Annotated in this window: 20 protein-coding genes and 1 tRNA gene; 12 read left to right on the forward strand and 9 right to left on the reverse strand. The window is 68.2% G+C overall.

The window, feature by feature from the left end:
* Positions 1-92: 92 nt before the first annotated feature.
* On the reverse strand, positions 93-980 hold the full coding sequence (locus tag CEP50_RS08010; RefSeq protein WP_106113300.1) for a YceI family protein: 888 nt from the start codon (positions 978-980) through the stop codon (positions 93-95).
* 425 nt (positions 981-1,405) lie between these two features.
* On the opposite strand from CEP50_RS08010, the gene htpX reads away from it, so the two are divergent.
* Positions 1,406-2,275: a zinc metalloprotease HtpX gene (gene htpX / locus CEP50_RS08015; protein ID WP_106113301.1), complete on the forward strand. Its 870-nt coding sequence runs from the start codon at positions 1,406-1,408 to the stop codon at positions 2,273-2,275.
* 13 nt (positions 2,276-2,288) lie between these two features.
* On the opposite strand, the gene rfbA is transcribed toward htpX, so the two are convergent.
* Positions 2,289-3,179, reverse strand: a complete 891-nt coding sequence (rfbA, locus tag CEP50_RS08020) for a glucose-1-phosphate thymidylyltransferase RfbA (RefSeq protein WP_106113302.1) — start codon at positions 3,177-3,179, stop codon at positions 2,289-2,291.
* Positions 3,180-3,247: 68 nt separating this feature from the next.
* Positions 3,248-3,739, reverse strand: a complete 492-nt coding sequence (locus CEP50_RS08025) for a YajQ family cyclic di-GMP-binding protein (RefSeq protein ID WP_106113303.1) — start codon at positions 3,737-3,739, stop codon at positions 3,248-3,250.
* Positions 3,740-3,866: 127 nt separating this feature from the next.
* Between CEP50_RS08025 and CEP50_RS08030 the strand changes: the two genes are divergently transcribed.
* The 3 genes from CEP50_RS08030 to CEP50_RS08040 all read left to right on the forward strand — a co-directional run bounded on the left by CEP50_RS08030 (position 3,867) and on the right by CEP50_RS08040 (position 4,766).
* Positions 3,867-3,948: transfer RNA gene (locus tag CEP50_RS08030), tRNA-Tyr, on the forward strand.
* A gap of 309 nt (positions 3,949-4,257) precedes the next feature.
* Positions 4,258-4,509: a type II toxin-antitoxin system Phd/YefM family antitoxin gene (locus CEP50_RS08035; protein ID WP_043570278.1), complete on the forward strand. Its 252-nt coding sequence runs from the start codon at positions 4,258-4,260 to the stop codon at positions 4,507-4,509.
* Entirely contained in the window at positions 4,506-4,766 is a 261-nt protein-coding gene (locus CEP50_RS08040) for a Txe/YoeB family addiction module toxin (RefSeq protein WP_106113304.1), read from the forward strand. Before CEP50_RS08035 ends, CEP50_RS08040 begins: the two co-directional genes overlap by 4 nt.
* 213 nt (positions 4,767-4,979) lie before the next feature.
* On the opposite strand, the gene CEP50_RS08045 is transcribed toward CEP50_RS08040, so the two are convergent.
* Positions 4,980-6,086: a methyltransferase domain-containing protein gene (locus CEP50_RS08045; RefSeq protein WP_106113305.1), complete on the reverse strand. Its 1,107-nt coding sequence runs from the start codon at positions 6,084-6,086 to the stop codon at positions 4,980-4,982.
* A 602-nt stretch (positions 6,087-6,688) separates the two neighbouring features.
* Positions 6,689-8,749: an alkyl/aryl-sulfatase gene (locus CEP50_RS08050; protein ID WP_219905383.1), complete on the reverse strand. Its 2,061-nt coding sequence runs from the start codon at positions 8,747-8,749 to the stop codon at positions 6,689-6,691.
* Positions 8,750-9,003: 254 nt separating this feature from the next.
* Between CEP50_RS08050 and CEP50_RS08055 the strand changes: the two genes are divergently transcribed.
* Both CEP50_RS08055 and CEP50_RS08060 read left to right on the forward strand, forming a co-directional pair.
* The gene (locus CEP50_RS08055; protein WP_106113306.1) at positions 9,004-9,606 is read left to right on the forward strand and encodes a TetR/AcrR family transcriptional regulator; all 603 of its coding nucleotides are present in this window, start codon (positions 9,004-9,006) and stop codon (positions 9,604-9,606) included.
* Between the two features lie 182 nt (positions 9,607-9,788).
* Positions 9,789-10,703: a haloalkane dehalogenase gene (locus CEP50_RS08060; protein WP_106113307.1), complete on the forward strand. Its 915-nt coding sequence runs from the start codon at positions 9,789-9,791 to the stop codon at positions 10,701-10,703.
* Between the two features lie 43 nt (positions 10,704-10,746).
* On the opposite strand, the gene CEP50_RS08065 is transcribed toward CEP50_RS08060, so the two are convergent.
* Together CEP50_RS08065 and CEP50_RS08070 are read right to left on the reverse strand one after the other, a co-directional pair.
* Complete coding sequence (locus tag CEP50_RS08065; RefSeq protein ID WP_106113308.1) at positions 10,747-12,357, reverse strand: solute symporter family protein; 1,611 nt, start codon at positions 12,355-12,357, stop codon at positions 10,747-10,749.
* On the reverse strand, positions 12,354-12,776 hold the full coding sequence (locus tag CEP50_RS08070; protein WP_106113309.1) for a DUF485 domain-containing protein: 423 nt from the start codon (positions 12,774-12,776) through the stop codon (positions 12,354-12,356). The genes CEP50_RS08065 and CEP50_RS08070 overlap by 4 nt, the downstream gene beginning before the upstream one ends.
* A 792-nt stretch (positions 12,777-13,568) precedes the next feature.
* Here CEP50_RS08070 and CEP50_RS08075 point away from each other — a divergent pair.
* The 4 genes from CEP50_RS08075 to CEP50_RS08090 are packed head-to-tail and all read left to right on the forward strand — an operon-like array spanning position 13,569 to position 18,784.
* Positions 13,569-17,057: a nitrate- and nitrite sensing domain-containing protein gene (locus tag CEP50_RS08075; RefSeq protein WP_258175037.1), complete on the forward strand. Its 3,489-nt coding sequence runs from the start codon at positions 13,569-13,571 to the stop codon at positions 17,055-17,057.
* 57 nt (positions 17,058-17,114) lie between these two features.
* Positions 17,115-17,555: a roadblock/LC7 domain-containing protein gene (locus CEP50_RS08080; RefSeq protein ID WP_019852759.1), complete on the forward strand. Its 441-nt coding sequence runs from the start codon at positions 17,115-17,117 to the stop codon at positions 17,553-17,555.
* A gap of 7 nt (positions 17,556-17,562) precedes the next feature.
* Entirely contained in the window at positions 17,563-18,201 is a 639-nt protein-coding gene (locus tag CEP50_RS08085; RefSeq protein ID WP_106113311.1) for a DUF742 domain-containing protein, read from the forward strand.
* The gene (locus tag CEP50_RS08090; protein WP_106113312.1) at positions 18,182-18,784 is read left to right on the forward strand and encodes a GTP-binding protein; all 603 of its coding nucleotides are present in this window, start codon (positions 18,182-18,184) and stop codon (positions 18,782-18,784) included. The genes CEP50_RS08085 and CEP50_RS08090 overlap by 20 nt, the downstream gene beginning before the upstream one ends.
* Positions 18,785-18,892: 108 nt before the next feature.
* Here CEP50_RS08090 and CEP50_RS08095 read toward each other — a convergent pair whose 3' ends face one another.
* The gene (locus CEP50_RS08095) at positions 18,893-19,222 is read right to left on the reverse strand and encodes a hypothetical protein (RefSeq protein WP_106113313.1); all 330 of its coding nucleotides are present in this window, start codon (positions 19,220-19,222) and stop codon (positions 18,893-18,895) included.
* Positions 19,223-19,540: 318 nt separating this feature from the next.
* Positions 19,541-19,966 (reverse strand): TIGR03668 family PPOX class F420-dependent oxidoreductase, encoded by a 426-nt coding sequence (locus CEP50_RS08100; protein ID WP_106113314.1) that lies wholly within the window; start codon positions 19,964-19,966, stop codon positions 19,541-19,543.
* 28 nt (positions 19,967-19,994) lie between these two features.
* Here CEP50_RS08100 and CEP50_RS08105 point away from each other — a divergent pair, with 28 nt between their 5' ends.
* Entirely contained in the window at positions 19,995-20,978 is a 984-nt protein-coding gene (locus CEP50_RS08105) for an alpha/beta hydrolase (RefSeq protein ID WP_106113315.1), read from the forward strand.
* Between the two features lie 321 nt (positions 20,979-21,299).
* The gene (locus CEP50_RS08110; RefSeq protein WP_106113316.1) at positions 21,300-23,960 is read left to right on the forward strand and encodes a putative bifunctional diguanylate cyclase/phosphodiesterase; all 2,661 of its coding nucleotides are present in this window, start codon (positions 21,300-21,302) and stop codon (positions 23,958-23,960) included.
* The last annotated feature ends 43 nt before the right edge of the window (positions 23,961-24,003 follow it).

Genomic DNA, 24,003 nt, shown 5'->3' on the forward strand with positions numbered 1-24,003 from the left:
GCGGAAACGGCGTTCACCCGGCCGGTGTGTGCCCGCGGCGGGGCCGTGCACGGCTGGATCCCGGGGCGTTCGCGCGCCCCGGCGCCGCGCGTTCACTCCTCCAGCACGGCCTGGATGTCCAGCTCCACCCGCACGGTGGGCCCGACCACCCCGATGCCCTTGCTCAGCAGCTGCTGCCAGTTGACCGAGAAGTCCTCCCGGCGCAGCTCGGTGGTGCAGTGGCAGGCCGCGCGGGTGCCGTTCCAGCTTCTGGTGCCGAGATAGGTGGTGTCCAGCACGACGGGGCTGGTGGTGCCCCGCAGGCTGAGGTTTCCCGTGACCTGCCAACGGTCGCCGCGCACCTGGGTGAGCCGGTCGCTGCGGAAGTACAGCTTCGGGTGGTTGGCCACGTCCAGGAAGTCCGCCGAGCGCAGGTGCTCGTCCCGCATCCGCACGCCGGTGTCGATGCTGGCGGCGTCGATGGCGACCTCCACGCGGGAGTCCTCGAAGGGATCGCGCACCAGCACACGGCCCTCCACCTCCCGGAAGGCCCCGTGGATCTTCGACATGCCGATGTGCTGGGCGACGAACCGGATCTCGGTGTGGTCCGGGTCGAAGGTCCACACCCCCGGTTCTGGCAACGTGCTCTCGGGGTCGCGCCGCAGCTGCACCGCCCCGATGGGGGTGTGTCTGTTGGTGCGGACCTCCACCCGGGTTCCCAGCCGCTGGTAGCCGCCCGCGGTCACCGAGACCTTGTGCTGGCCGGGAGGGACGGTGGCCAGGAAGAAGCCGTACCCGTCGGTGCTTCCCACCGCGACCTGCTGGTTCAGCCGGTTCACCACGGTGACGGTGGCCTCGGGAAGCGGGCGTTCCGCCTCGTCGTGCACCTGGCAGCTCAGCGTCCCCCCGTCGAGGGGGGTGGGCGGCAGCGCCCCCGTGGCCGCCCCGCCCGGTTTCCGGGTGCGGTTGTGACCGAGTTGACGCAGTTTGGACAAGATCATTCGGGAAGAGTCCTCTCCGCCGTTCGCCGTACGGCGCTCGGCAGCAGTACGCAGGAGTCCGTTCGTCAGCTCGTGGACACGATCCCGTGGCCGTGCGTTCACGACGGACGAACCCGTGATTGATCAGCCAGTTTAGTTCGCGCGCAAGAGGATGCACTCACGGTGGTTCCGACAGCGGTGATCGACGGAGGGCACGTGTGACGTATTCGTCGTGCCGCCCTGCGGAACTGGACGAGCCGTGGCTACGTTGACCGGGTGAGTTCTCCGCGAGATCTCCGGGCCGGGAGACGCCTCCCGGACCCCGGGCGGGGCACCGCGAAGGCCGTGTCGGGGCCCGCGACCGCACCGGTTCCCGGAGGCCACGGAGCGCTTCGGAACAGGGTCCTCGCCGAACGGTTCGACATCCGGACGAAGGCGGTAGCACAGTGCACAGGCAGTGGAACGGAGTCAAGACGGCGCTCCTGCTGGGAGGCATGAGCGCGCTCATCGTGATGGTCGGGGCGCTGTTCGGGCGGTTCGGCATGGTCGTGGCCCTGCTGATCGCGCTGGGCATGAACGGCTACGCCTACTTCAACTCGGCCAAGCTCGCACTGCGTTCGATGCGGGCCCGCCCGGTCTCGGAGGCGGAGCAGCCGGCGATGTACCGGATCGTCCGCGAACTGGCCACCGCGGCCAAGCAGCCGATGCCCGCGCTGTACGTCAGCCCCACCAGGGCCCCCAACGCCTTCGCCACCGGCCGCAACCCGCGCAACGCGGCGGTGTGCGCCACGGCGGGAATCCTGGAGCTGCTGGACGAACGCGAGCTGCGGGCGGTGCTGGGCCACGAGCTCTCCCACGTGTACAACCGCGACATCCTGATCTCCAGCGTCGCCGGAGCGCTGGCCAGCGCGGTGACCTTCCTGGCCAACTTCGGGATCTTCTTCGCCGGCGCCGGCGGGGACGACGAGGACGGTCCCGGTCTCGGGACGATGCTGCTGGTCTCCCTGCTGGGGCCGATAGCGGCGGCGGTGATCCAGATGGCGGTGAGCCGTTCCCGCGAGTACCAGGCCGACGCCTCGGGGGCAGAGCTCACCGGGGACCCGCTCGGGCTGGCCTCGGCACTGCGCAAACTGGAGCGCGGCACCCAACAGGCCCCGCTCGCCGCGGAGCCGGGGCTGGTCAGCGAGTCCCACCTGATGATCGCGAACCCGTTCCGCCCCGGTGAGCGCATGGCGCGGATGTTCTCCACCCACCCGCCGATCTCCGACCGGGTGCAGCGGCTGGAGGGGATGGCCGGGCGCAGGCTGCCCCACTGACGGCTCCCGGGGTTCAGTCCTCCGGGGTGGTCTCGGCGAAGCCGCGGGCCACCTCCATGACGTAGTGCCCGTAGCCGGACTTGGCCAGTCCCCGGCCGAGCTCGTAGCACTGCTCGGCGGAGATGTAGCCCATCCGCAGCGCGATCTCCTCCAGGCAGGCGATGCGCACCCCTTGGCGGTTCTCCAGGACCTGGACGAACTGGCCCGCCTCCAGCAGGGACTCGTGGGTGCCGGTGTCCAGCCAGGCGTAGCCGCGTCCGAGTTCGGTCATCCGGGCCCGGCCCGCTCGCAGGTACTCCGCGTTGACGTCGGTGATCTCCAGCTCTCCCCGGGCCGAGGGGCGCAGGGAGCGGGCTATCTCCACGACCTCGTTGTCGTAGAGGTACAGGCCGGTGACGGCCTTGTTCGAGCGGGGACGGGTGGGTTTCTCCTCGATGGAGACCAGCCGCCCCTCGGAGTCGGTCTCCCCGACGCCGTAGCGCTGCGGGTCGCGCACCGCGTAGCCGAACAGGGTGCATCCTTCCAGCTCGGCGACGCTGCGCTGCAACAGTGTCGAGAACCCCTGGCCGTAGAAGATGTTGTCGCCCAGCACCAGGGCCACCGAGTCCTCGCCCACGAAGTCGGCGCCGAGCACGAACGCCTCGGCCAGCCCGTTGGGCTCGGGCTGCACGGTGTACTCCATGCGCAGTCCCAGGTGGCTGCCGTCGCCGAACAGCCTGCGGAACAGCGGGAGGTCGGCGGGGGTGGATATCAGCAGGACGTCCCGGATTCCGGCCAGCATGAGCACCGACAGCGGGTAGTACACCATCGGCTTGTCGTAGACGGGCAGCAGCTGCTTGGAAACGACCTGCGTGATCGGGTGCAGCCTGGTTCCGCTGCCTCCGGCGAGCACGATCCCCTTCACACCGTTCCTTCCCGTGGACAGCAGGTTCGGGCCCGTCCGCCCGGAGGCGGAGGCGGGCGCTCACGGTGTCAACGATAGTTCTCGAACTGCAGGGCCACCCCGAAGTCGCTGTTGTTCAGCAGGGAGATCACCTCCTGGAGGTGGTCCTTCTTCTTGCCGGAGACCCGCAGCTGGTCGCCCTGGATCTGGGCCTGCACGCCCTTGGGGCCCTCGTCCCGGATCTTCTTGGAGATCTTCTTGGCGGTCTCCTGGTCGATGCCCTGCTTGAGGGTGCCGCTTGCCCGGTGGACCTGTCCGGAGCGGGTTGGCTCGCCCATGTCCAGTGCCTTCAGCGAGACGCCGCGTTTGACGAGCTTCTCCTTGAAGACGTCGATGGCCGCCCTGCAGCGTTCCTCGGTCTCGGACTCCAGGGTCACGGCGTCCTGCCCGGACCAGCTGATCGTGGTGCCGGTGCCCCGGAAGTCGAAGCGGGTCGCCAGTTCCTTGGCCGCCTGGTTCAGCGCGTTGTCCACCTCCTGGCGGTCGACCTTGCTCACGACGTCGAACGACGGGTCCGCCATGCTCGGTTCCTCCTCACCGGGGGTAGGGGATGGTGCCCGGACACGCTACCTCCCCCCGTTGCGAGGGCGCGCGCGCCGATGTGTATGATTTCGGTGCAAGCCAACGAAGGGTGGCTTGCGGACACAAGCCGGGTTGCCCGAGCGGCCAAAGGGAGCTGACTGTAAATCAGCCGCGTTATGCTTCAGAGGTTCGAATCCTCTACCCGGCACACTGGGACAGCCGCCCCCTGACCTGCGAAGCCAGGACAGGGGGCGGTTTCTTGTGCGTCCGGTTATGTCCGGGACTGTCCGGCGGTATCCGATCATTCACGCCAAATACGCGCCGAAATCTCAGCGGCCCTCCAGCGCCCGCTGGACCCGCGCCCGTGCTGCTTCCTCGCCGCCATCGAGGCACTTGGCGTAGACGCGGAGCAGGACCCCGACGCTGTGCCCGGCCCGTTCGGCGAGCCCGGTTGGTTCTGACGTTGCGCCCCCTCCCGCCAGATACGTACAATTTTTTGTACGTAAGGAGGTGGGGCATGAGGACCATGTCGTACTCGGAATCGCGGGCGCGCTATGCCGAGACGCTCGACAGCGTCACCGATGACCGGGAGGAGGTGGTCATCACTCGGGCCGGCCACGAACCGGTGGTCATGGTCGCTCTCGACGACTACGAATCGCTGCGTGAGACCGCCTACCTGCTCAAGAGTCCCGAGAACGCCCGTCGGCTGCTGGGCTCCATCGATCGACTGGAAAGCGGTAACGGCATCGTGAGGGACCTGGACGAGTGAAGCTTGTCTGGGATGAGGTTGCCTGGGACGACTATGTCTGGTGGCAGACTCAGGACCGCAAGGTCCTCAAACGCATCAACACACTGATCAAGGACATCCAGCGCAACGGGAACGAGGGCATCGGCAAGCCCGAACCCCTCAAGTACGGATTCCAGGGGTACTGGTCCCGTCGGATTACCGACGAACATCGGCTCGTGTACAAGATCGTCGATGACGAGCTTCGTATCGCCGCCTGCCGATACCACTACGGCAGTTGAGACCGTCCACCCACCGAACCTTCCTCGGGTTGCGAACGGATCACTGCGGGCCGAGAACGAGAGGGCGTGCGCCAAATACACGCCCGGACGGTCTTCCGTCCCCGCCTGGCCCCGTCCGAACCCGGCCCCAGCGGCTGGCCGCTGACGATATGTCGACAAAGCCGGGTTGGTTCGGTGGCTTCTTCCCGTCGGTTTCGTCACCGGTTCACGACGTTATGGCGTTACCGCCCAGCGGTGTTCACCGTGCGGGGTGTGCAGCCGCACGGTGTGGGTGCCGTCGGGGGAGACGGTCAGCCGGTACTGCCGTGGCGGGGGTTTTCCGACTTCGCTCCACCAGTGGTGGGCGGCTTCGACCTCGTCCCACAGTCGACGGGGGCCGAGTTGGTGGACGGTCCACGGGTGTTCGCCTCGGACGAGGCTGGCCCGGGCCCACGATGTCGAGCGCGGGTCGTGCAGTTCCACGGCGCGATGATCCTGGTCGAGGTCGTCGACGGTGAGGTAGCAGTTCGGTACGCGCAGCCCGATCGTGAAGGACGCCTGGCAGAAGGTGACCATCTCGTACAGCTCCCGACCGCCACGACGGGTGGTGGAGGTTTCGGCCTCGTTGATCTGCTGCTCCGTGGGGACGAGGAAGTTCCGGCGTTGGTTCCTGAGACGCATGAACGCCAGACTCGTTCCGCAGTGCCCGGAGGCCGAGCCGTCCTCGTGCACCTCCCACCGGGTCAGCGCGTCGTCGCCGTAGTCGGTGCCCCAGGGGGTCACGATCACTCCGCCCGAGCGGGTCTGTTCGATCCAGGTTCGGGGGATCTCCCGGATGGATGCGGTGCAGATCACCCGGTCGTACGGGGCGTGGGGTGGGTGTCCCTCGGTGCCGTCGGCGGTCACGACCAGCGGGGTGTGTCCGGCGCGGGTGAGGCGGCGGCGGGCCTGCTCGGCGAGGTCGGCGTCGACCTCGACCGAGACGACGTGTCCGTGTTCGCCCACCAGCTCGCTGAGCAGCGCCGCGTTCCAGCCGGTGCCGGTGCCGATCTCCAGTACGTGGTCTCCGGGGCGTACGTCGAGAGCGTCGAGCATGGCGGCGACGAGGTAGGGTTGGCTGCACGAACTGGACGGGTGCAGACCCACCTCGCCCGGTGGTGTCCTCCCGTCGTCGACCTGGGTGACGACCGGCCCGTCGGTCTCCACCAAGGCGCGCCATCGCGGTTCGTCCTCGGTGCGGGAGACGGAGACGAATCCGTCGGTGGCGGGATCGTCCACCCACACCACGGGGGGAACGAACAGCTCCCGTGGCACCGTGAGCAGTTCGTTCGGGTCACTCACGTGCGGTGCCTCTACTCGTCCTGTTCGTCGTGCTTGTTGCCGTCGTCCTTGGTGTCCCAGTTCTCCCACTTGTCCGGTTGTGGAGTGCCCTGTCCGTCCCGATCCGAGTCACGTTTGCCCGCTCTGAACCTCCACGACAGGAGAGTGATACTCAGAGAAAGTAGGCTAGTGGTTCAGTGTGTTTCACCGCATCGACCGACCGGGGGAGAGAAAAGAGGCGGGAGAAGAGAATTCCCTCCTGCTGCCCCAGGGGCAGCTACCGTGCGCTCGGCCCTGGCCACGAGGTTCCGCACGAGGTCCCATCGGGTGGTGAGACGGACACGCCCCGCCCGGTGGCACCGAGCGGGACGTCACGACGAGGGGCATTCATCGAGGAGGCCGCGATCGTGTCGAGGAAAGTGGACCATGCGGTCCCGCTGAACGGCAGGATCGCACTGTTCTCGCCGAGTTCGCTGATTCCTCGATTCTCCCGGCCCGAGAACCGAAATATTCGAAGCTCGGTTCGTTCACCGGTCTCCGTCGGCAGTATGACCCACGGTGTCCCAGCACCGGAAAAGTGATCACAGTCGTTCCGTCTCCGGGACGGAAAACGGACGCGGCTTCTACGTGGGGGTCACGATCCCGAAGTTCGGGTCGGGCTGGTCGAACAGACCACGCAGTTTCTTCAGGGCACCCGCATCACCGTCGATGGTGATGTCGCCGTCGTTCACCGCCTGCCCGATGTCGCCGTCACCCAGTACGTGGTGGATCAGTGTTTGGCGGGAGAGTGTGACCGTGGCTTCCGCCGACGGTAACTCGGTGCCGGTGTGGTGGTCGTAGTGTACGAGTACACCGTTGCTCAGTTCGCTGCGGTGGGTCCGGTTCTCCTCCGGAAAACGCCAGTCGATGACGGCTGTGGTGTCCCAGGCCTTGGGGCCGTTGACGAGCAGGGCCATCGCGTCGAAGACCTGTTCGACGGTGAGCGCGGAGAGCACGTTTTTCTGGTCCACCTCGGTCGGGGTTCCGAAGGGTCCGTTGCGCAGTTCGTGGGCACCCGACAGGTAGAAATTGCGCCATGTGGCGTTTTCCACCCCGTAGGCGAGTTGTTCGAACGTGCTGGCCTGGAGATGCTTGGCGATCGTATTGTCGGGGTCGGCGAATATCACGTAATTGCCCAGTTGCGCGGCCCAGCGGTAGTCCCCTTCGTCATAGGCTTTCTGGGCCTTGCCCAGCACTTCGTCCGCGCCTCCCATGGCTTCGACATGTCGTTTGGCTCCCTCCACCGGAGGGTGTTCCCACAAATGGGCGGGGTTGCCGTCGAACCATCCCAGGTAGCGCTGGTATATGGCCTTGACGTTGTGGCTGACCGAACCGTAGTAGCCGTGGGTGAACCATTTCTTGGTCAGCGCCGGGGGAAGTTGTATCCTCTCGGCGATTTCGGCGCCGACATACCCCTGGTTGAGCATCCGCAGTGTCTGATCGTGGAGATAACCGTACAGATCGCGTTGCAGGGTCAGGTACTCCACGATGCGCTCGGTCCCCCACACGGGCCAGTGGTGCGAGGAGAACACCAGGTCGGAGTGGCGGGCGTAGCGGTTGATCGATTCGGTGAGGTGCTTGGCCCACGCATGTGCGTCGCGGACCTGCGCTCCGCGCAGTGTGATCAGGTTGTGCAGCGTGTGGGTGGCGTTCTCCGCCATGCACAGGATCCGCCGTTCGGGGAAGTAGAAGTTCATCTCCGCCGGCGCCTCGGTGTCCGGGGTCAGCTGGAACACTATCCGAACCCCGTCCAGGGTTTCTTCCTGGCCGGTGTGGGTGATCTCGTGGGTGGGGGGGATCAGGGTGGCCGTTCCCGTCGAAGTGGTCTGTCCGAGCCCGGAACCGACCTGGCCCTTCGGGCCCCGTGGCAGGGCCGTGCCGCACATGTAGGCCGCCCGGCGTGCCATGGCCGTACCGGCATAGATGTTTTCCGAGACGGCGTGTTCGAGAAAACCCCGTGGCGCGAACACCGGACAGTCCCCGTTGTCCACCGTCTCGGGGTCCACCACTCCCTGGACGCCCCCGAAGTGGTCGATGTGGGAGTGGGTGTAGATCACCCCCGTCACCGGCCGGTCACCGCGGTGTTCGCGATACAGCCGCAGCCCCGCCGCCGCGGTCTCCTTCGAGATCAGCGGATCGATCACGATGATCCCGGAATCACCCTCGATCAACGTCATGTGGGAGAGGTCGAGCCCCCGGACCTGGTAGAAGCCGGAAGCGATCTCGTACAGGCCCTGTTTGGACGTCAGCTGTGACTGCCTCCACAGGCTCGGATGTACCGACGACGGACGTGATTCGCTCAGGAAGCCGTAGGAGTCGTTGTCCCACACGACGTTGCCGTCCTCGTCCCGGACGACACCCGGTTCCAGCGAAGCGATCCATCCCCGGTCGGCGTCCTCGAAGTCGGCCCGGTCGGTGAACGGCAGTTCGGCAGCGGCTCGTTTGTTCGCCTCGGTGATGTGCTCGGAAGGCTCGGTTCGTGTCTTCGACGGATGTGCTCCACCGCTCGACTCGGAGGCGCCCAGACCGTAACCGGCGAGGCCGCCGACGCCGAAGGCCGCCGTCGTCAGCCCCGCGGCGCCCAGCACCGAGCGTCGCGGCATCTTCCCGGAAGCGCGGTCGTTGTCCCGGTCCTTGTCGTTCATCGCTCCTCCTCGGAGACCCACGATGTTGGGAATAGCCACCACGAGACTAACCACAATTGCAGTCTGACTGCAAAAGTGACCGACTTGTTCTCGGTCACGATCGCGGGGGAAGGAGCCACCGACGGTGACCGGGGCGGCGCCGCCCCGGCTTCGAGGAGACGGCCGGTGCGACCATCCACAGCGACGACCACTTCCGTGGACCGACCGCGTGAACGTCGCCCACCCACACGGAACGAGTGAAACCGGAGGAGCCCATGCCCACTGGCGCAGCGAGTGCGCGGCGTAGACGTGCCCCACAGCAGACACGCAAGGCGATCATCGACGCGTTGCTGGCGGCCGTGCGGGAGGGGGACATCACCCCCACCACCAAAACCCTCGCGAGGCGGTCGGGTGTTTCCGAGCGCACCATCTTCGTGCACTTCCCCAACAGGGAAGATCTGCTGATCGCCGTGACCGAGCAGCAATCCGAATACGTCGAAGCCCTGCTCACACCCGTCGATCCGACTCTTCCGCTCGACCGGCGCATCGACATCGCGGTGAGCTGGGGAGAGGGCATATTCGGACTGCAACACAACGTCCGCAAACTGGGGCTGCTCGAAGCCTACGCCGTACCCGCCGTCGATCAGCGTATGCGCGCCGCCGACGAGCGGATCCGGCAGAGCCTGGCGGCACTGTTCGCCCCCGAGCTCAGGCGAGCGACGGAGGAGGACGAGCAGCTGCTCGATCTCGTCGACGCGACGACCGGCTGGGCCTATCGGCACCACCTTGTCGAGCGGTGCGAGCTGTCCCCGGCGGCGGCATCACAGGCGGTGCGTCGCGCTCTCGAGGCTCTGCTCGCTTCGTCGGTGCCCCGGTAGGAACAGGTGTTGAACTGGGGCCGCACCCGCCGGGCAAGCGGCTCACTCACCCGCTGAGCCGCTCTCCGGCTCCCGTGGGGACGATACCCCGCTTCCGCAACCGGGGCTGGTGCGGTGATCTTCCCGAAAGGAGTCCTCGTTTCCCGTTAACACTCGACGGGCCGGTACTGTAGCGTCCGCCCATGCGTGTGTTGACCACCCCGGAAGAGGCCTTCGCCGACGTCGTCGACTTCGACTACCCGGTGCACCGCGCCGAGGTGCCCGACCAGGACGGCGGCACGTTGACCATGGCCTATGTGACCGCCGGACCCGCCGACGGTCCGGTGGCGCTGCTGCTGCACGGAGAACCGAGCTGGTCCTTCCTGTACCGGAAGGCGCTGCCCGTGCTGGCCGAGGCCGGGATCCGCGCCGTGGCCCCGGACCTGGTGGGATTCGGCCGTTCGGACAAACCCGTGAACCGGTCCGACCACAGTTACGCGCGGCACGTGGAGTGGGTGCGTTCCCTGGTGTTCGACGTGCTGGGGCTGCGTGAGGTGACGATGGTCGGACAGGACTGGGGCGGGCTGATCGGGCTGCGGCTGCTGGCCGAGAACCAGGACGGCTTCCTCGGGGCGGTGGCGGCCAACACCGGTATGCCCACCGGTGACCGTGACATGCCCGAGGTGTGGTGGCGGTTCCGCCGCACGGTCGAACAGGCGGAGAACCTGGACGTGGGGCGACTGGTCGAAAGCGGCTGTGTGCGTCCGGTGCCGCCCGAGGTCCGTGCCGCCTACGACGCTCCGTTCCCCGACGAGTCCTACAAGGCCGGCCCGCGTGTGATGCCGACGCTCGTGCCGACCACCCCGGACGACCCGGCCACCGAGGCCAACCGGGCGGCCTGGGAGGTGCTCTCCCGCAGCGAGATCCCCCTGCTGACCGCGTTCTCCGACAGCGACCCCATCACGGGTCCCATCGGGCCGGTGCTGCGGAGGAAGGTTGCCGGGGCGTCCGGACAGCCCCACACCACCCTGGAGAACGCGGGGCACTTCCTGCAGGAGGACGCGGGAACCGAACTCGGCAGAGTGGTCGCCGAGTTCGTGAGCAGACTCTGCGGATGAGCCCTCGGTGGGTGCGGGCGGTGGCCCCGCACCCACGGGGACTTCAGAGCACGACGTCGCGTGAGCCGATCCCGGTGAGCGAGCGCACCTCGATCTCGGCGAAGTCCTTCCGGTCGGCGCTGTCCCGGTGCAGGAAGGTGCCGATGATCCCGCACAGGAACGAGATCGGGATGGACACCAGCCCGGGATTGCTCAGCGGGAAGAAGCTGAAGTCGACCGAGGGGGCGATGGAGTCCGGCTCGCCCGAGACCACCGGCGAGAACAGCATGAGCAGCAGGCAGGAACCGAGCCCGCCGTACATGCCCCACAGCGTTCCCGTGGTGTTGAACCGCTTCCAGAACAGGGTGAACAACAGGGTGGACAGGTTCGCCGAGGCCGCGATGGCGAAGGCCAACCCCACCAGGAAGGCGATGTTCTGTCCGTTGACCAGGATCCCTCCGATGATGGCGACCCCGCCGATCACCAGGGCCGTGATGCGGGCGACCCGGACCTCGGACTCGGGGTCGGCGCGTCCTCCGCGCACCACGTTGGCGTAGAAGTCGTGGGCGAAGGAGGCGGAGGCGGTCAGGGTCAGCCCGGCCACGACCGCGAGGATCGTCGCGAAGGCCACCGCCGAGATCACCCCGAGCAGCACCGTCCCCCCGATCTCGTGGGCCAGCAGGGCCGCCGCGGAGTTCTCCTCGCCGGGGGCGTTCCGGATGGTCTCCACACCGACCAGTGCCGCCGCGCCGAAGCCGATGACCAGCGTGCACAGGTAGAACCCCGACATCAGCCAGGTGGCCCACACCACCGAGCGGCGGGCCTCCCGCGAGTTCGGGACGGTGTAGAAGCGCATCAGCACGTGGGGCAGCCCGGCCACGCCGAAGACGAGGGCCATCGACAGCGAGATGAAGTCCAGTTTGGTCACCGCGTTCTCCCCGTACTGGGCACCGGGGGCGAGCACCCGCTCACCGAGCGGGTTGTTGTCGGCGGCCCGCTCCATCAGCGTGCTGAGGTTGAAACCGAACTTGCCGAGCAGGAACAGCGTGATCAGCGACACGGAGAGCAGCAGCATGGCCGCCTTGATGATCTGCACCCAGGTGGTTCCCTTCATGCCGCCGATGAGCACGTAGAGCACCATCACCACGCCGACGACGGTGATGACCAGGGCCTGCCCGGAGGAGCTGCGCACGTTCAGCAGCAGGGCCACGATGTCCCCGGCACCGGCCATCTGGGCGATCATGTAGACGATCGTGATGAACAGGGTGGAGATGGCCGCCGCGGCCCGCACCGGACGCTGTCGCATCCGGAAGCTCAGCACGTCGCCCATGGTGAAACGCCCGGTGTTCCGCAGGCGTTCGGCGACGAGCAGGAGATTGACCAACCAGGCCACGAGGAAGCCGATGGAGTAGAGGAAACCGTCGTAGCCGTGCACCGCGATGGCACCCGCGATGCCGAGGAACGAGGCGGCGGAGAGGAAGTCGCCGGAGAGGGCGATTCCGTTCTGCGCACCGGAGAAGGTCCCGCCGGCCGCGAAGTAGTCGCTGGTGTCGCTTCGGCTGCTGGCGCGGTAGGTGACGAACAGGGTGAGCACGATCAGCGCCGCGAACACCGTGATGTTCACGGCGGGACTGCTGTCGCCCAGTGGCGAGCCCTCCTGAGCCAGTGTGATCATTGCTGACCTCCTGCGGCGGTATCCCGGATCCGGTCGACCTCGGGATCGATTCTCCGCGCGGCGAAGCGGACGTATAACGTGGTGATCAGAAGTGTGGAGACGAATTGACCGATTCCGAGCAGCAGGCCCACATTGACGTGTCCGAACACGGGTTCGCCCATGAAATCGGGTGCGTAGGCGGCGAGCAGCACGTACCCGGCGTACAGGGCGAGGAACAATGCCGTCATCGACAGGGCGAACCACTTCGTACGTGAACGCAGTTCACTGAATTCGGCGGAGCGTGCGATTCCGACGAAATCCGGGCCGGTGCTGCCGACATTGCGCGCGGCGCTTTTGTCGATCCCTCCGAAGGAGGCGTGTGTTTTGTCGCTGCGCTGTCCGTGACGGGTCCGGAGCGGTGGCGGGGTCGTGTTGCTCATGCGCCCTTCTTCCGAAGTCGGTGAACCGTGTCGACGAGTATTGTTCCGATTCGGTGTCGCGTCGGCGTAACCGCGTCGGCGAGCAGGTCCGACCGAGTCCTCCGTGGGGAGTCGCCGTGCTCCACCGGATCCGACCGACTCGGCGGAACATACTACGGACCACTCCTGCTAACGGAGGAATGCCCGGTCCTGCCGGTGTTGGCCCCACCCGGGTTCCCGAGGGGGTGTCCGGATGCGGGGCCGCGACTGCTCACTGTGCGATGTACGCAGCTCATGGGTCATTACCGATGAGTACCACGAAGCCACGACGGCCCGGTGACTGTACCTGTTTTCATCTCGCGCGCCACGGGTTAGAGTCAGTGGGTTTCCTGCTGTCCCACACCCCTCGACGGGGGAGGGCGGACGCGTCGGGCCACGAAGGATGATCTTGATGACAATCGGTTTCACCCTCCGAGCGCCGGAGTTTGGAAAACGCGCCCCACGCTCGGTACCTTGATCGGCATCCTTACAATCCAGGGTGGCCACAGGCTGCGTGTCACCTGTTTGAAAAGGCCGGTGGGGTCGCTCCTTGCGGTACGCGACTATTGATGACGGAGAGTACTGCCGGGGGGTCCTTCGCCGAGAATATTGCGAACCGGAACGATCTGCGATGAGCTCAGATCCGCTCGGCGCACAGGTAGATAAGCCTTCACTCGGCCGAGTGGCAGACGCTGTTCTCCTACGATTTGTTCGTTCGGAAGGGGCCCGCACCGTGACAGAGCAGGACGAACGACGTGACCTCCGGGGGCTTTTGTGAGCGCGGCGGCAGGACGGGCGAACCGGGAACAGGACTCGGATGCCTCGACCGCGCGGAACAGGTCGAGGGGAACCCGACGGGCGGCGTTGACCGACTGGCGCAACTGGCGCATCCCGGTCAAGCTCGGCGCGGTGGTTCTGGTGCCGATCGTTTTCGTGCTCACGCTCGGCGCCTTCCAGATCCATGCCGAGGTCTCGAAGGCCAACCGCTACGAGGAAATCAGCCGTCTGGCGACGGCACGTGACCGGATCCAGCCGCTGCTGACCGGACTCCAGGCCGAGCGGACCAAGGCGGCCGAACTGCTGGGCGGAGCCCCCGGGGCCGGACGGGAGTACCGGCAGCAGTACGAGAAGGTCACCGGCTACGTCGAACAGGCACCCGAGGTGCTGGACGACGTCCAGAAGTTCAGCCCCGTCACCTCGGCCCAGTTCGACGAGCTGCGCGAGAACCTCGCCGCGCTGAAGGAGCTGCGCAAGGGCGTGTTGACCGGTTCACTGCCGCCGGTGGAGGCGATCGGGCGCTACAACGACATCATCAGCTCGTTGTTGTCGATGGAACGGGCCGTCATCAACACCATCGACGATTCGCAGCTGTACACCATGATCAACGCGTTGCACGAGCTGTCCCGCGCCGAGGACGAGATCCGCATCCAGCGCGCGCTGGTGGACGCCGCGCTGCCGCGCAGCGACTTCAACCCCGCGCTGAGCGACGCGCTGAACGACGCCCGGGCCCGACTGGACTCCCGCGTGCGCAGCTTCGAGACCGTGGCCAACGCCGAGCCGCGCCAGGCCAGGGAGGTCGTCAACAGCGAGGAGATGGAGCGCTGGATGGCCGCCGAGGACGAGCTCATGCGCGCCATCCGCGTGGAGGGGGTCCACACCTCGCTGACCCTGGACCAGTGGAACGGTCTCTCCGACGACCTGATCTCACGGACGGTGCGGGTCCGTTCCCAGCTGTCCGAGCAGTTCAACGAACGGGCCTACGACCTCTACGACGAGGCCAGCGACCGCGCCGGAACCACGACGGTGCTGATGGTCACCGCGCTGATCCTCGCCGCAGGCGTGATCTTCGTGATCGGCAGGAACCTGCTCGGCTCGCTCGGGCAGCTGCGCCGGGGCGCCCTGGAGGCGGCCAACGAACAGCTTCCCCGCGCGGTGGCGCGCATCCGTCAGGGCAGCGACGTCGAGACCGAGGTGGACGCCGTGCCGGTGGAGACCACCGAGGAGGTCGGCCAGGTGGCCCGCGCCTTCGACGAGGTCAACCGGCAGGCGTTGCGACTGGCCTCCGAACAGGCCGCCCTGCGCCGGGGCTACAGCGAGTCGTTCGTCAACGTCTCCCGGCGCAGCCAGAGTCTGCTGGAACGGCAGCTGCGCCTGTTCGAGGAACTCGAACAGGACGAGGACGACCCCGACCAGCTGGCCACCCTGTTCCGACTGGACCACCTGGCCACCCGGATGCGCCGCAACAACGAGAACCTGATGGTGCTGTCCGGAAGCGACATCGCCCGCCGGTTCACCCAGCCGGTCCAGCTGGCCGACGTGCTGCGCGCCGCCGTGTCGGAGATCGAGCACTACCCGCGCGTGGTGGTGCAGTCCCCACCGGAGGCCCGACTGGTGGGCTACGCGGGCAGCGACCTGGTCCGGTTGATGGCCGAGTTGCTGGACAACGCGGCCAACTTCTCCTCCCCGGAGACCTCGGTGACGGTGTCCAGCCGCCAGTCCGAGGACTCCTCGCTGACCATCGACGTGCTCGACCACGGCATCGGGATGGGCGAGCGGGAGCTGGCCGAGGCCAACGAGCGACTCGCCTCCTTCGACGAGGAGGACCTGTCCATGTCGCGCCGGATGGGTCTGCTGGTCGTGGCGCGGCTGTCCGGCAGGCACGGCATCACCGTGCGGCTGCACGGTGGGGACGACGTGGACGGTGTGCGGGCCACGGTCCACGTTCCGCCGGACCTGGTGATCCCGGAGCGGGGCGGATCCGGCACCTCCCGGATCCCGCAGCACTCGGTGCCGGCGGCACCCCCTCCGGCGACCGGGCCGTCGGGTTCCGCCTCCGTCACGCCCTCGGGCCCCTCCACGGCGCCCGCCGGACCCTCCCAGCACCGGAGTTCGACCGTCGGACAGGAGTCCGCCCCGCATCCGCACAACAACGGCAGTGAGCAGCGCGCCGACTCCTCCCGGGTGAACGGTGAGCACCGCCGTCAGGTGCTCCAGGGCGGTTTAGCCGGCTTCGACCTGGGGGCGCCGCCCGGAGACTCCGACACCCGGCAGACGGTCCACTCGCCCGGGGACGGCGAACAGCGGCGGGAGCAACCAACGGGACCCGAGCACTCCCCGGAGATCCCGGTCCAGCAGGGCACCGGAAGCCGGAGCGAGCCCGCCCCCGAGCAGTGGCCCACCGAACAGCCCGACGAGCAGGTGCCCGCCTTCCCTAACCTGGAACCGGAAGGTCGGGTGCGGGGACTGTTCGAGCCTCCCGAGGGGCAGGAGTACCACGAGACCCCCGAGGACGCCCCCGACGAGGGGAGCCTGTACTTCGACGGGCTCGCCCCGGAGGGCAGGCCGGAGCAGCGCTACTCGGACAGCGCTCCCACGGTGGTTCAGCCGATCCCTCCGGCACCGAGCGGGAACTCCGGGGCGCAGTGGTTCGCGCCCGCTCCCGAGAACGCCTCCTACCAGGCGGAGGGGTACCGCCCCGACAGCGAACAGTGGCAGTGGCCGAGCGACGAGGAGGCCGCCGCGCAGGTCGGCGACCTGCCCTCGGGGACTCCCGCCGCCGGGGCGGACGCCCGCGGCGGGCAGGCCCCGGCCGGACCCGCCCCGCACGGCGGTGCCGGCGGGTACACGGACTCGGGGCTGCCGCGCCGCACTCCGCGAGCCGGGCTGAACGGCAAGAGCGGCGCCCCGTCCGGAACGGACGGGGGCGCGGGTGCCTCCGGCGGGCGTGGCCTCAGCTGGATGGAGGAAGCCACCCAGCAGTCCTCGAACGGTGCCCCCTCGGATGGTGCTCCGGCATCGCCCGAGCGGGGTCCGGCGGGAACCGCCGGCGCGGCCTTCGGCGGGGGGCGGACCGGATCCGGACTGCCCCGTCGGGACGCCGGGCGTTCCCAACACCCGGGGCGGGCCGACAACGGGCTGTTCGGTGCTGCCCCCGGCAACGAAGGACGGCAGACCCCGTCGTCCGGGAAGGAGGACGGGACAGCTCGATCGGAGTCGCCGATGGACGAGTCCGCCGCGTGGAACTTCTCGACCGGCCGAGCCCACCAGGATTCGGCGGTTTCGGACCCGCAGCCCGCGGAGTACACCTCCGCGGGTCTGCCCCGACGTGTTCCCAAGCAGCACCTTGCTCCGGGAAGCGCCCCTCCCTCCGGGAGGTCGGAGTCGACCACCACGCAGAACACACCGGCACCGGACGAGACACGGGGTCGGCTGTCCAGCTTCCAGCAGGGTGTGCGCAGGGGTAGGCACAGCGCTGGGGAGTAGTAGGTGGGGCCGAGTTACGCCCGCTCTGCCGCCGCCGGATCGATCTAAGGAGGCGCGATGTCATCCCAGCAGGCGAAGATCGACCAGTTCAACTGGTTGATCACCGACTTCACCGAGCGTGTCAGCGGAGTCGCACACGCGATCGTCGTGTCGGCGGACGGACTGCTGCTGACGGCTTCGAACAAGTTGCCGCAGGACCGGGCCGAACAGCTCGCCGCGGTGGCCTCGGGGTTGTTAAGCCTCACCCAGGGCGCTGCTCGTTGCTTCGAGGCCGGGGCCGTCAAGGAGACCATCGTGGAGATGGACCGCGGCATGATGCTGCAGATGTCCATCAGCGACGGTTCCTGCTTGACGGTTCTGGCCGCTCCGCAGTGTGATATGGGTCTGATCGCTTACGAGATGGCGATGTTGGTCGAACGCGTCGGTCGCATCCTCACGCCCGAACTGCGTTCACATTTGCAGGGTGCGGGGAACTCCGTGTCAGAACAGCTGGTGTGAGGCCACCATGAGCAGGAACTCCGACTACGACGGACGTCGCGAGGACGAGGTCGGGCGACGGTACGGGTGGGATGACGACAACGAGGTCGACGAAGCCACCTTCGCCGACGTGTACAACGGGCTGAACTTCGGCAGCAGACGCGGTCGTCGGAGGCAGCGGAAACCGGCCGAGCACGAGACGGACTCGACGCGCGAGCAGTCCGTGCGGGAACAGTCCGTGACCCCGCCACCGGTCGGCCGGACCGGGGACGACGGGTTCCCCGCCCCACCGGAGGGCGGTGGGCCGGAGCCCGCCGCCGACGCGGACGCACCCGCGGCCAGCATTCGTTCCTACGCCTGGACGGGTGGCCGCACCAGGACCAACGTGGAACTCGAACTGGAGACCCTGGTCTCCACCGGCGCCGGTTACCGCCCGGACATGCCGTTGCGGCAGGAGTATCAGTCAGTGGTGCAACTGTGCGGTCAGCCCCGTTCGGTGGCCGAGGTCGGGGCGTTGCTCGGTGTGCCCTTCGGTGTGGCCAAGGTCCTGTTGGCGGACATGGCCGAACAGGGTCTGGTCGAGGTTCACCAGACCGTGACCGACAGCGGCAGTGAACCGCACATGATGTTGATGGAAAGGGTGTTGAGTGGACTCCGCCGGCTTTAAGGCGCCCCAGCAGACCGGAAAGTCGTCCACCAGTTCGGCCAAGATCGTGGTCGCGGGTGGATTCGGGGTGGGCAAGACGACCTTCGTCGGCTCGGTTTCCGAGATCGTTCCGCTCACCACGGAAGCGGTCATGACGGAGGCCAGCCAAGGCATCGACGACCTGGCCGCCACCCCGGGGAAGAACTCCACCACGGTGGCGATGGACTTCGGTCGTCTGTCGCTGGACGAGGACCTGATCCTCTACCTGTTCGGCACACCGGGGCAGCAGCGTTTCTGGTTCATGTGGGACGACCTGGTACGTGGTGCCATCGGCGCGGTCGTGCTGGTGGACACCCGCAGGTTGGCGGACTGTTTCTCCGCGATCGACTTCTTCGAGGACCGGGGAACGCCGTACGTGATCGGGGTGAACTGCTTCGACGGCAAACTCCAGCACGACCTGGAGGAGGTGCGGGAGGCGCTGGCCGTCGGCCCCGAGGTCCCGCTGCTCAGCTGCGACGCCAGGGACCAGTCCTCCACCAAGGAGGCGCTGATCGCGCTGGTCGAGTACGCGATGAGCAAGTGGATGGCCGGTCGCGGAACCTGAGGGAGTACGTGCCCGCTCCGCCGAGGGTGCCGTGCGCCTCGGCGTCGGGCACGTTCCGCACGGCCTTGTCCACCTCCCCTTCCCGCGGCGCGACACGTCCGTCCGGGCTCACGGACTCCCCCGGTCCGGGGTGTCGCCGTACACGAGGTCGTCGGCCTGACGCAGCCCGGCGTCCAACTCCTCCCGTTCCCGCCGGGACAGGCTCTCCCGGAAGCCCTCCCCGGCACCGCGACGGACGAGCACCATGAGTTTCTTGCCCATGCCACGGGCCTGGGTCAGCCGCACGTCGGTCTGGGCCAGCAGCCTTCTGGAGTCGTGGATGAGCGCGCGGTAGCGGTCGTTGATCTCGGCGTGCCGGTCGACCACGTCCAGTGCCCGGGCCAGCGGGGACAGTTGTTCGGTCGGCACCCGCACGAAGTAGGGATCCTGCTGCTGCACACCGAGAACCCTATGCATCTCCGCGCGGCGCCCGTGCGGAGAGTCCCCGGCTTCGCCGAGAGCGCCCGCCCGGACGGCTCGACAGTCCTTCGGTTCGGTGCGTAGGCTCGGTGGGGCGCCCCGCGCTCCCGGTGACCCCCAGGCCGGTTGAGCGCGGGGCGCTTCTCGTCGCCTTCCCGGAACTCCGCGTGGTCCCGGGGTCGGGGGACGGAGTGCCGTGTCGGAACGGTCGCGGAGCCCCGTGCCGCGTTCGAACACGAACACCCCGAGTGGGATACCGCACTGCGCGGCCGCTGTGGGGCTTCCCCACGCTCCGGCTCACCGGCCGGCCGACCAACCGGTCACGTTGGTGACCTCGATCACGATCAGGGTTCCCTCCGGAGGGTGCAGACGGTACTGCTCGTACTTCGCGCCCAGCGCCCGCACCAGCTCCGGGGCCTGGGCCGCGTCCAGGGTTGCGGCCCGCCCGTCCGCGCGCACCCACCACAGCCGCTGCCAGTCCTCCTCGTAGTGGTCGGCCAGCAGACAGACCCTCGGGTTCCGTTCGATGTTGCGGATCCTGCGCAGCGCTGTGGTGGTTTTGGGTTTGTGGTCCACGGCGGTGACGATCCGTGCCACGCCTTCCCCCACCACGGCGAAGGTCACCGGAACCAGATGGGGTTGCTCGTCCCGGCCCACAGTGGCCAGTCGGGCGACGCGCGCCCGTTCGAGCCGGTGGGCTGCCTGCTGTCGGTCGATGCGCATGCCCGATTCGCTTCCGTATGTTCGTGATGTGGGGTTCGGTTCGCGATCAACGTCGTTCGCGCGGGGCACCGGGGCCGCCGCCGGATACTCGGAACACACGCAGTGGACGCGTTACCAGGAGTTCTTCCCCGGAGGGCTGCGCGTCGGGCAGCGGGAGGCCCCGGAGGAGCGGTGGTGGTCCTGGCGTGGTGTGCCGATACACCTGGACATCGTGCGTCGTCCCCACGCCGCCGGCAAACTCCTGGTGCTGCACGGCATCGGCGGCTACGGGAGGATGCTCGCGCCCTACTCCCGACTTCCCGCCCTCACCGACCTGGAGTACCTGGCTCCGGACCTTCCGGGCCACGGGCTGAGCTCGGCCGGTTTCCGGATCACCTACCTGGGGTGGGTGCACTGCGTGCTCGACCTGATCGAGGCCGAACGGGCCCGGGACGGCAGGCCGGTCGTGCTGTTCGGCATCGGCACGGGTGGTTGGCTCGCCTACCAGGTGGCTGCCCGGATCCCCCACCACGTCGCCGCCCTGCTGACCACCGGGCTGGCCGATCCGCGCACCGAGGAGGTCCGGCAGGGGATGGTGGCCAACCCCGGAGCCGGGGTGCTTTCCGGGATCTTCGCCGGTGTCCCGCTCATACCCCCGGTGCACGACGTCCCGCTGCGGTGGCTGCTCGACGTCACGGCCGTCTCCAACCACGCGCGTTTCGCCGCGGCGTTCACCGCCGACGGGCTGGGCGGGGCGCGCCGGATCCAACTGGAACTCTTCCGCTCCTACCTGCGGCTGCCCCCGGCCGTTCCGCCGGAGCGTTTCACCTCCCCACCGGTGCTGTTGGCCGTTCCCGAGGAGGACCGGTGGATCCCGGGCGAGCACTCGCGACGCTTCTTCGCCCGCCTCGGCGCTCCGAAACGCTCGGTGCCGCTCACCCGCTCCGGACACCTGCCGAGCGAGGAGAGCGGACTGAGCCAACTGGACCGTTCCGTACGGGACTTCTTCGAGGAATTCGGCATTCCGCACTGACCGCGAGATCACGCTCGGTGTTGGCTCGTGGCGTACCGTGCTGGGCCCGTGGGGTTGCTGCGGCGATGTTCACAGTGGCTGGTGGTTGCCCAGTGTGAACCGATCCTGTTTCCGTTTCCTGGTGCGGTTGAGCGAAAAGCCTGCCGACTGATCGGGTTCGTACCACGAGATCCGGCCACGACGAGTGGCCACCTCTAGTAATCTGTTTGGCGTGTCACCCACGATGGCACCAATCCGAGACTGGCCAAGCAGGGCTGTCGTGCGTCACGATCGACGCTGAGTAACGCGACTCCGACGGGTCGCTTGGCGGGAGGAGCGTGGATGATCGAGCATCACCGCTCTTCGGGAGCGACCGTGGACTCGGAGGTACCGCGCCCGCCGGTGCGTTCCGAGGTCTCCCCGCGGCGGCGCCGCATCTTCGCGGTCTTCTCCGCCGCCGTGCTGGGCACCGGCGCGCTGGTCTCGGTGGTCACCTCGTGGCTGTTCCCCTTCCGGTACGAACCCGACCTGCTGGTCATCGGTCCACTGCTGGCCGCGGGTTTCCTGCTCGTCGAGCAGCTGACCATCGACGTGGACGCCAAGCGAGTGGGCTGGACGATCTCCTTCACCGAGATCCCGCTGATCGTGGGGCTGCTCACGGCACCGTTCGAAGTGGTGCTGGCCGCCAACCTGGTCGCCGGGCTCGTGGCCCAGGTCGGCAAACGCGCGGCCACCCACGTCTCCTACAACGCGGGAGTGCTGTGCTGGGAGATCGCCGTTCCCTTCCTGGTCGCGGGTGCCTGCGGGAACCTGTTCGGGGACACGGTTCCAGGCTGGCTCTGCGCCGGCATCGGCGCGGTCAGCTCCTCGCTGATCAGCTGCGGCTGTGCGGTGGCCGCGCTGTCCGCGCTGGGCAACGGGATGCGGCCCTCGGCGGGATTGCTGCTCGGCGGACGTACTTTCGTGGTCGGACTGCTCAACACCTCGATCGGGCTGGCCGGCTACGAACTGGCCGTCAACACCCGGTGGGGATGGGCACTGGTCACAGTGGTCGGCGTGGGGGTGCTCGCACTGTACCGGGCCTACTCCGGGCTGCTGCGGGAGCAACGTGACCTGGAGGCGCTCAGCGACGTCAGCCTGCGCGTGGCCCGATCCGGACAGCACACCACCCGCAACCTGCCCGCCTCGGACACCTCCGCGGTCAGCGCGATCGGGGAGCGGGTCTCGGTCGAGGAGTGGGAACCGGTCGCCGAGCGCATCCGGGAACAGTTGAACGCCACCCGCGTGGTGCTGCGCCTGTCACTGGACCCGCGCGGTGGGGTGAGCACCCTGGTCGCGGGCGCCGGCCAGGAGGAGGAGACCGCCACGGACGGCGCCACCCTGCTGCGCGAGTGCCCCCTGCTCCAGCTTCCGGGCACGCACGTGCGCTCGTTCCGACGTGGTGACGCCCCGGAGGAGATCAGCCGGGCCCTGCGTCTCCGAGGAGCCCACGAGGCGCTGGTGGTGCCGCTGCGCGGGACGAACCAGCTGCTCGGTGCGATCGAGGTGCACGACAGGGTCAGCCGGTGGCGTGGTTTCGGGCGGGCCGACATCAGACTGCTGCACACCCTGGCCAGTCACCTCGCCACGGCGATGGACAACCGCAGGCTGCTCGCCCGGCTCCGCCACGACGCCTACCACGACCCGCTGACGGGCCTGCTCAACAGGACGGGGTTCCGGCAGATGGCGGCCGAGGCCCTGGACACCGGCACCGCCGTGGTGCTGCGGATCGACCTCGAACTGCTCACCACCGTGAGCGAGGCGCTGGGCTACGCCTGGGGCGACCGGATGATCGTCGCCGCGGGCAGACGGATGCGCGAGTACCTCGGCGGGCACGTGCCCGTCGCGCGGCTGGAGGCCAACTCCTTCGCGGTGCTGCTGGGCGGGCACACCGAGGAACAGGCCGCCGAGATCGCCACGGGGCTGCGGGAGTTCGTCGCCGAACCCTATCCGCTGGACCGGCTGGTGGTGGAGGCCACCGCCTTCGTCGGCTACGTCTCCTCGGTTCCGGCCGAGGACGAGTCCGAGGGCGATGTGGACGTGCTGTTGCAGCGCGCCGACGTGGCCGTGCGCGCGGCCCGCAACGGCGAGGACGGGGTGCGGGGCTACGTCCCGAGCATGGGGCAGATATTCCTGCGCCGTTTCCAGCTGGTGACCCAGTTCCGCCACGCCCTGGAGAGCGGGCAGGTCGAGGTGCACTACCAGCCCAAGGTGGCCCTGCCGAGCAGACGCGTGGTGGGAGCCGAGGCGCTGGTGCGCTGGTCCCACCCGGAGTACGGGCGGCTGTCCCCCGACGAGTTCGTCCCCGTGGTGGAGGCCACCGGCCTGGTGGACGCACTCACCTCCTTCGTGCTGGAACGTGCCCTCGGACGTATCCGGGGGTGGCTGGACCGGGGACTGCGGCTGTCGGTGGCCGTGAACCTCTCGGTGCGCAACCTGGCCGACGAGACCTTCCCCGAACGGGTGCGGGAGGCCTTCGAGCGGCACGGGGTGCCTCCCGAACTGGTGACCTTCGAGCTCACCGAGTCGAGCGTGATGGCCGACCCGGACCGGTCGCTTCCCGTGCTGCGCCGCCTGCGGGCCCTCGGAGTCGTGCTGGCCGTGGACGACTTCGGCACGGGCTACTCCTCGCTGGCCTACCTGCGGCAGCTGCCGGTGGACGAGGTCAAGATCGACAAGAGCTTCGTGCTCGGCATGGGCACCGACCTCAGCGACATGGCCGTGGTGCGCTCCATCGTGGAACTGGGCCACTCGCTGGAGCTGAGTGTGGTGGCCGAGGGGGTGGAGGACGACGCGGCGCGCGACCAGCTGGTGCGGATGTGCTGTGACACGGCGCAGGGCTACCTGATCTCGCGGCCGTTGTCCGAGGACCGCTTCGAGGCGTGGCTGTGGGCACGCACCAGCGGCACGTCCCACGATCGGCGCAACGACGACTCGGGGGAGACCGCCCTGCACGTGATCTAGGAGTCCTCTCCCGCGGTGGGAACAGGCCGCCGGCACCGTGCGT

The organism is Actinopolyspora mortivallis, from assembly GCF_003001495.1.
GTDB lineage: Bacteria > Actinomycetota > Actinomycetes > Mycobacteriales > Pseudonocardiaceae > Actinopolyspora > Actinopolyspora mortivallis_A.

Coding starts and splice junctions, on each gene's coding strand:
- CEP50_RS08010 (WP_106113300.1), bottom strand. CDS start 980: ATGATCTTGTCCAAACTGCGTCAACTCGGTCACAACCGCACCCGGAAA.
- CEP50_RS08080 (WP_019852759.1), top strand. CDS start 17,115: ATGTCATCCCAGCAGGCGAAGATCGACCAGTTCAACTGGTTGATCACC.
- CEP50_RS08100 (WP_106113314.1), bottom strand. CDS start 19,966: ATGCGCATCGACCGACAGCAGGCAGCCCACCGGCTCGAACGGGCGCGC.
- CEP50_RS08110 (WP_106113316.1), top strand. CDS start 21,300: ATGATCGAGCATCACCGCTCTTCGGGAGCGACCGTGGACTCGGAGGTA.
- CEP50_RS08050 (WP_219905383.1), bottom strand. CDS start 8,749: ATGAACGACAAGGACCGGGACAACGACCGCGCTTCCGGGAAGATGCCG.
- CEP50_RS08035 (WP_043570278.1), top strand. CDS start 4,258: ATGAGGACCATGTCGTACTCGGAATCGCGGGCGCGCTATGCCGAGACG.
- CEP50_RS08065 (WP_106113308.1), bottom strand. CDS start 12,357: ATGATCACACTGGCTCAGGAGGGCTCGCCACTGGGCGACAGCAGTCCC.
- CEP50_RS08055 (WP_106113306.1), top strand. CDS start 9,004: ATGCCCACTGGCGCAGCGAGTGCGCGGCGTAGACGTGCCCCACAGCAG.
- CEP50_RS08060 (WP_106113307.1), top strand. CDS start 9,789: ATGCGTGTGTTGACCACCCCGGAAGAGGCCTTCGCCGACGTCGTCGAC.
- CEP50_RS08070 (WP_106113309.1), bottom strand. CDS start 12,776: ATGAGCAACACGACCCCGCCACCGCTCCGGACCCGTCACGGACAGCGC.
- CEP50_RS08085 (WP_106113311.1), top strand. CDS start 17,563: ATGAGCAGGAACTCCGACTACGACGGACGTCGCGAGGACGAGGTCGGG.
- CEP50_RS08025 (WP_106113303.1), bottom strand. CDS start 3,739: ATGGCGGACCCGTCGTTCGACGTCGTGAGCAAGGTCGACCGCCAGGAG.